Origin of the sequence: Methylobacterium variabile, from assembly GCF_001043975.1 — a bacterium.
GTDB lineage: Bacteria > Pseudomonadota > Alphaproteobacteria > Rhizobiales > Beijerinckiaceae > Methylobacterium > Methylobacterium variabile.
This window is the reverse complement of record NZ_LABY01000092.1, coordinates 21,845-28,764: the sequence shown is the minus strand read 5'-3', so window position 1 is coordinate 28,764 and position 6,920 is coordinate 21,845. Positions and strand designations below refer to the sequence as shown.

Below are 6,920 nucleotides of genomic sequence, written 5' to 3'. Positions count from 1 at the left end.
CCCACCGGGGAGGGAGAGTCCGCGGCCAGGGGCGGACGGATCGTGGCGGCCGGCGACAAGCGGCTGCACGAGGCGGCGCTGGCGCTGCTGAACGGGTAGCGGGCTCCCGCTCGGGAGACCGGCCGGCAGGGGGCGTTCCTGCGCGGCCCCTCGGCTTCCTCGGGAGTGGGGGGGCGCCCGCCACGCCGTTTCGCGGCGCCGGCTGCGGACATCACAGGTCAGCTCGGAGGATCGCGCGGGTGGGCTTCGGCCGTGCCTGCGGATTGCTCTCGCGGCTTCCTAAGGGAGCGAGCCGGGATCTCCGGGGCAATGCTTCGTCGGATCGTCGCTCTCGCCGGAAGCGCTGGCCAGCCAAGGCCGGCGGCCCGGCCGTCGAGGTGTCCGCGAGACATGGAAGACGACGGTCAGGATGGCGAGGCCCACCGCGGCGCCCACTCCCATCAGCGCGACCTCCGGCATCAAACGGCCCCTCCGCTCGTCCTGACCTGCGCTCTTTCGGGCTCACGCGGGGCCGGCCTGAGAGCCGCGACGGCCGCGAGCGCACCCTCACGCCACCTCGGCCTTCGCCTCCCCGGCCACCGGGGTCGCTGAGCCCGGCACCGGGGTCGCTGAGCCCGGCACGAACGCGTCGAACGCCGCCCAGAACTGCTCGCGGATCGCGTCGCGCTCCATCAGGATCTCGTGGCGGGCGCCGCGGATCGTGATGGTGTGGCCGGCGGCGAGCCGCGCGGCGAAGCGCTCCACCGCTGGCGTGCTGCAGACCGGGTCGGCGCCCGCAGCCACCACCAGCACCGGCACGCGGATGCCGAGCGGGTAGCGCGGGTCCTCGAAGTGGCGCATCGCCCGGAAGGCGGCGGCGAGCCAGGCGATGGTGGGATCGCCGACCGCTCCGGCCCCGACCGCGAGCGCCGCGGCGGCGTTGCGGGCGTAGCGCACGGGGTCGGCGGTCAGCCGGTTGTTCGGGAACGGCTTGGTGGCGATCGAGACCGCCGAGCCGCCCGGCACGTAGCGGCGGCCGAAGCCGAGGGCGCGCAGGACGGCGGCGAGGCGCATCGCCGCCTTCGGCCGGCGGATCATGCAGATCGCCACCATCGGGGCGAGGACCACGAGGCGGCTGAACGGCAACCAGCCCTCCCGGGCGGCGGTGAGGCAGATCGCGCCGCCCATCGAGTGGGCGAGACCGAAGAACGGCCGCGGCATCCCGGCCTCCATGACCTGCGCCTCCACCGCCGCGAGGTCGAGCCGGTACTCGGAGAAATCGTCGACGTGGCCCTTGTGCGCGTCCTCGACCGTGCGGTCCGACCCGCCCTGCCCGCGCCAGTCGAAGGCGACGACGTGGAAGCCGCGGCTGCGCAGCTCCGTCACCGTCTCGAAGTACTTCTCGATGAACTCGGCCCGGCCCTGCACCAGGCAGACCGTGCCCTGGACGGTGCGCGCCGTCGGCGCCCAGGTGGCGACCCGCAGGGCGAGGCCGTCGGCGGTCCGGACCGTCCGGAGCGTGGCGCCCGGCGGGATCGGGTTGTCGGGCGTGGCGAGCAGCGGCACGGTCACGGCATGGTCCCCGAAGCTGTCATGAGGCGCAGTGTGGCACGGCGGAGGCTGAAAAGTGAGTTGCGCCGGCATGCGCGATCCACACCCGATCGGCCCGCCGGGCACCCGAAAAAAATTCGCACGATCCCGCTTGAAGCGGTCTTGAACAGACTAGACCCTGCTCCGATATCGGGGAGGCGCCGGCCGATACGGCGGCGCACAAGACCTGGTCCGGCCCCAGCGGCGGACCCACCAGACTGCATATTGCTTCCGACGGAGAATATGTCATGCGTCAGTTCGATCTCGCTCCCCTGTACCGTTCGACTGTCGGCTTCGACCGCCTGTTTTCCGCTCTCGATCAGTTCGTGAGCTCGGACGCGGCACCGACCTACCCGCCCTACAACATCGAGCGCACGGCCGAGACCGCCTACCGGATCACCCTGGCGGTGGCCGGCTTCACCGACCAGGATCTGTCGATCGAGGTCCGTGAGAACGCGCTCACCGTGAAGGGCGAGCGCAAGGCCGAGGCCCGGCAGACCGAGTTCCTGCACCAGGGCATCGCGGCCCGCGGCTTCGAGCGTCGCTTCCAGCTCGCCGACCACGTCCAGGTGACCGGTGCGGTGCTGGAGAACGGCCTGCTCCACGTCGACCTCGTCCGCGAGATCCCGGAGGCCAAGAAGCCCCGCCAGATCCAGATCGCCTCGGGCTCCCGCCCGCAGTCGATCGAGGGCAGCGTCCAGAAGGCCGCGTAAGCGTCTGGCCTTCACCCCGATGGGGAGCGCCCCGGCCGCCCGGCCGGGGCGTTTTCGTGTTCACGGCAGCAGGTGCGTGCCGTGAGTGAGCGCCGCGCCGGCCCGCAGCGCGACCGCCACGAACACGGTCTCGGCCAGCTCCTGCTCGGTGGCGCCGGCCTTCTTCGCCGCCTCGCGATGCACCTCGAGGCAATAGGGGCACTGCGTGGTGAGCGCGACCGCCAGCGCCATCAGCTCCTTGTACTTGCGCGGGATCGCCCCCTCCGCCAGCGCCGCCTTGTCGAGGGCCTCGAACGCCCCCATCGCCTCGGGGGCGAGGGACTTCAGGGCGGGCAGCTTCTTCAGGTTGGCGGCATCGTACATGGCGTCGTCCTCCCGGTAGGGCCGGTGTCGTGGACCGGCCGCCCGTCGGGGCGGTCCGGCCCTGCGACAGCTAGAGCGGCGCGAGGCGATGCCCAATGCAGCGCGGACGGGGCATCGCCTCGCCCTTCGATGGAGGGCACGAAACAGCCATGCCTGCGCCGTGGCCGTTTGCCGTTCAGCCTCTGCGGACGATGGTGCGCTCCAGCCCGGCGGAGCCCTTGCCGATGCCGGGCTGCGCCGCGTTGACGTTCATGCCCAGCCCCAGCGCAGCGAGGGCTCCGATCTCGCCGCTCTTTGTCCCGGTCGGCCGGCTTACGGCCCTCGCACGGATATCTGTTCTCCGCTCAAGCCTGCGTGCCGCGCTTCCTTTCCGTTGCCTTGTCGTGATCGCTGATCGGCAGGAACGCGATCTTCCGCTTCGGGACGGCGAGATAGTGGAACGTGTTCGTCTCGCGGATCCCGTCGATCGCGCCGAGCTTCTCGACAATGAAGCGATGCAGCTCGGTGTTGTTCTCGAACACTGCGTTGAACATCACGTCGTAGCCACCGGTCGTCATGGCGACGAAGTAGACCTCGTCGAGCGCCTCGAGTTCGGCGACGATGGTCGACAGGTCGGCCAGCACGACCTTGAGGCCGATCATGACCCAGGTGGAAAAGCCCATCTCGATCGGGTTGGTCTGCGCGACAAACTCGATGACCTTCGCCTCGACCAGTCGGTTGATGCGGCCCCGGACGGTGGATTCCGGTTCGCCCAGCAGCTCGGCGATCCGCAAGGCGGGCATCCGCGAGTCTTCCGACAGCAGCTTGATGATGCGACCGTCCAGGTTGGTGAGCTTCATGGCCTCTCTGCCGCGCCCGGGTGATGGCCGTTGCATCGCCTGTGCCCGGCGCTGCCGCAAGAGCCGCGGATCAGGATTGCCCGTCCGGGCGCCGTATGCCGGGGTCAGGCGGACCATGACGGGGACGATCCCGGCGCGACGGTGTGACCGTCATACATGAGGCCGCCTGCCCGATCCTGCGCCAGGAGCAGGGGACCGTCGAGATCGACCCAGTCCGCATCCGCCGCGAGCAGCAGGGCGGGCGCCATCGCGAGCGAGGTGCCCAGCATGCAGCCGACCATGATCCGCAGGCCTCGCGCCCGGGCGGCCGCATGGAGCCGCAGCGCCTCGGTCAGGCCGCCGGTCTTGTCCAGCTTGATGTTCACGGCGTCGTAGCGCCCGCGGAGCCGGTCAAGGCTTCCGGTATCGTGGACGCTTTCATCGGCACAGATCGGGACTGGCCGCGGCAGATGGCCGAGGCACTCGTCCGCGGCGGCCGGAAAGGGCTGCTCGATCAGTTCGACCCCGGCATCGACGCAGGCCTGAACCAGGGCGGGATACGCCGCTTCGCTCCAGGCCTCGTTCGCGTCGACGATCAGCCGCGCATGCGGCGCCGCGTGCCTGACGGCGGCGATCCGCTCAGCGTCGCCGTCGCCGCCCAGCTTCACTTTCAGGAGCGGCCGCGCCGCGACCCGCGCCGCCGCTTTCGCCATGGCTGGCGCGGCGTCGAGGCTGATCGTGTAGGCGGTCACCCGCGGTGCCGGGGCCGGCAGGCCGGCCAGCGCGTGAACCGGGCGGCCGGCTTCCTGCGCCTCCAGGTCCCAGAGCGCGCAATCCACGGCGTTGCGCGCCGCGCCTGCGGGGACCAGCCCGGACAGGTCGCCGCGGTCGGCGCCCCCGGCCAGGGGACCGGCCAGGGACCGGACCTGGTCCATGACGGTGTCGACCGTTTCGCCGTACCGCGCATAGGGCACGCATTCCCCCTGGCCGACCCGGCCGCCCCGGCTGACCGAGGCGACCACCACGACGGCTTCGGTGCGGCTTCCGCGCGCGATCGTGAAGGCCCCGGCCGTCGGGAAGCGCTCGACGGCCGCCGTCAGGATTAGGCCCGTGGTCACGCCGCCCTCGCGGACAAGCCGAAATCCGCCAGGAGGTGCTCGACCAGCGGGCCGCAGCCGAACCGGACCGGGTCGACGGCGGGCAGGGCGTGCGCGGCGGCCGCACGGCGCAGGTACGACACCGCCGCGGCCTCATCCAGGCGCTCCGTGTTCACGGCGATGCCGACGCAGCGGATCGCCGGGTTGGTGACGCGCCCCAGCAGTTCGGTAGCCGTGATGACCTCCGCGATGCTCGGAACCGGGGCCTGGACGCCGCGCATCGTCCGTCGCGTCGGCTCGTGGCAGACGACGAAGGCATCGGGCTGAGCGCCGTGCAGGAGGCCCAAGGTCACTCCCGAGAAGGACGGGTGGAACAGCGAGCCCTGCCCCTCGATGATGTCCCAGTGGTCCGGGTCCGCGGCCGGGGAGATCCACTCGACGGCGCCGGAGATGAAGTCGGCCACGACCGCGTCGATCGCCGCGCCGCGTCCCGAAACGAGGACGCCGGTCTGCCCCGTCGCGCGGAAGTCGGCGGCCACCCCGGCGTCCCGCAGCTCCTTCTCGAGGGCGAGCGCCGTGTACTTCTTGCCGACCGAGCAGTCGGTCCCGACCGTCAACAGCCGGCGGCCCGGCCGCACGTCGCCCTTGCCGGTGGCAAAGGTCCGGTCGGCGTGGCGCACGTCGACGAGCCGGACGCCCCGGCGCTCCGCCGCGGCCGCGATCTCCGGCACGTCGCGCAGGCGCACGTGGAGGCCGGAGGCGATGTCGAGGCCCGCTTCGATCGCGGCGACGATCGTGGGCGTCCAGGCCGGATCGAGGGTCCCGCCCGCATTCGCGACCGCCACGACGAGCGTGCGGGCACCGCGGGCCATGGCGGCCGGCACGTCGAGGTCGGGCGCCCCGGTGTCGGCGCCGCAACCGGGCAGGCGGAGCTGTCCGACGCACCAGTCCGGGCGCCAATGGTAGAGGCCGTGCGCGACCTTGGCGGCGAGCTGGTCCCGCACGTCGCCCAGGAACAGCAGGTAAGGCTTGGCGATGTCCATGGTCGCCCCCTCAGTCGACGTAGGAGGGAACGGGGTGGGCCAGCGCGAGCATCTCGATCTCGCGGGCGATGCCCATGTCGACGCCTGCATTCGGACCACGGCCGAGGATGCGGCCGAACAACCGGCCCAGGGTACGGAAGCCCGCCTCGTCCATGCCGCGGATCGTCATCGCCGTGGAGCCGAAGCGGTAGGCCGCGTCGTTGCGGTCGCCGGCGCGGCGCGGAACGCGGATGCCGTTGCCGGTGATGCCATGGTCGCCGAAGGCGGGCACCAGCGTGGCCGGCTCCCAATCGCTGTCGCGCAGGTCGACGACCACCATGTGGGTGTCGGTGCCCCCGGTGAAGAGGTCATAGCCCGCCTCGCGCAAGCCCTCGCAAAGGGCCTTGCCGTTGGCGACCACGGCCTGCATCAGGCTCGCGAAGTAGGGCTTGGTGATCAGGTCGAGCTGGATCGCGCGCGCCGCGATCAGCTGCATCGGCGCCGGTCCCTGGAGGCCGGGATAGATGGCCTCGTCGATCGCGGCGGCGAACTCGCTGCGGGAGAAGGTGAAGGCGCCGCTGCGCGGGCCGCACAGGGTCTTCTGCGTCGAGGTGGTCGCCACGTCCGAGTACGGCACGGGATTGTCGTGCAGGCCGACCGCCACGAGCCCGGCGACATGGGCGATGTCGGAGAACAGCAGCGCTCCGACCTCGTCCGCGATCTCGCGCAGCGCCCTGAAGTCGATGGCGCGCGGGTAGCTCGTGGCGCCCGCGACGATCACCTTCGGCTGGAACTCCTTGGCGAGGCGGCGGGCGCCCTCGAGGTCAAGCCGGTCATCCCCGGTCAGGCCAAAGGAGCGGACCTCTCGCTCGGCGCTCGTGATGTGGCGGGCCGTGCCGTGGCTGATATGGCCGCCGGCCCGATCGTCGAAGGACAGCAGGCGCTCGCCGGGCTTCATGATCGCCCGCAGCACCGCGACGTTGGCGAGCGTCGAGGACAGCGCCTGCACGTTGGCGGCCTGCGAGCCGAATACCGACTTTGCCCGGTCGATCGCCAGTTGCTCGATCTGATCGACCTCCTGGCAATTGGCCATGGTCCGGCGCCCGGGCCAGCCGGAAGCGTTCTTGTTGACGAGGTGCTGTCCCTCGGCCTGCCGCATCGCCAGCGGGCAGTACGAGCCCGAGGCGATCATGTTGATCGAACGGCTCTCGCGGTCGCGGTCAGCCTGGATCAACCGGTCGATATCGCCGCCGATCTCGGCCAGGGGAGCGCCGAACACTTGTGCCCACGCCTTGCTGCTTCGGGCGTGAGGGGCTTCTTGGGTGATTGTCGGCATGA

The 6,920-nt window shown here is 71.4% G+C and carries 7 protein-coding genes; 1 reads left to right on the top strand and 6 read right to left on the bottom strand.

What is annotated here, in order from left to right; all coding sequences use genetic code 11:
• Nucleotides 1-546 precede the first annotated feature (546 nt).
• On the bottom strand, nt 547-1,551 hold the full coding sequence (locus VQ02_RS14515; protein ID WP_048444908.1) for an alpha/beta hydrolase: 1,005 nt from the start codon (nt 1,549-1,551) through the stop codon (nt 547-549).
• A gap of 266 nt (nt 1,552-1,817) precedes the next feature.
• Between VQ02_RS14515 and VQ02_RS14510 the strand changes: the two genes are divergently transcribed.
• Nucleotides 1,818-2,282 carry an Hsp20 family protein gene (locus tag VQ02_RS14510; protein WP_048444907.1) on the top strand — a complete coding sequence of 155 codons (465 nt, stop codon included), beginning with the start codon at nt 1,818-1,820 and terminating at the stop codon, nt 2,280-2,282.
• Between the two features lie 60 nt (nt 2,283-2,342).
• On the opposite strand, the gene VQ02_RS14505 is transcribed toward VQ02_RS14510, so the two are convergent.
• The 5 genes from VQ02_RS14505 to VQ02_RS14485 form a co-directional block, all read right to left on the bottom strand.
• Nucleotides 2,343-2,645: a carboxymuconolactone decarboxylase family protein gene (locus tag VQ02_RS14505; protein WP_048444906.1), complete on the bottom strand. Its 303-nt coding sequence runs from the start codon at nt 2,643-2,645 to the stop codon at nt 2,343-2,345.
• A gap of 344 nt (nt 2,646-2,989) precedes the next feature.
• Entirely contained in the window at nt 2,990-3,601 is a 612-nt protein-coding gene (locus VQ02_RS14500; protein WP_083469214.1) for an Lrp/AsnC family transcriptional regulator, read from the bottom strand.
• A complete protein-coding gene (gene dgcA / locus VQ02_RS14495) occupies nt 3,589-4,566 on the bottom strand; it encodes an N-acetyl-D-Glu racemase DgcA (RefSeq protein ID WP_048444913.1) in 978 nt (325 codons plus the stop codon). The genes VQ02_RS14500 and dgcA overlap by 13 nt, the downstream gene beginning before the upstream one ends.
• An 11-nt stretch (nt 4,567-4,577) precedes the next feature.
• Entirely contained in the window at nt 4,578-5,603 is a 1,026-nt protein-coding gene (dgcN, locus tag VQ02_RS14490) for an N-acetyltransferase DgcN (protein ID WP_048444904.1), read from the bottom strand.
• A 10-nt stretch (nt 5,604-5,613) separates the two neighbouring features.
• Nucleotides 5,614-6,918 (bottom strand): serine hydroxymethyltransferase, encoded by a 1,305-nt coding sequence (locus tag VQ02_RS14485; protein WP_083469212.1) that lies wholly within the window; start codon nt 6,916-6,918, stop codon nt 5,614-5,616.
• Nucleotides 6,919-6,920 lie beyond the last annotated feature (2 nt).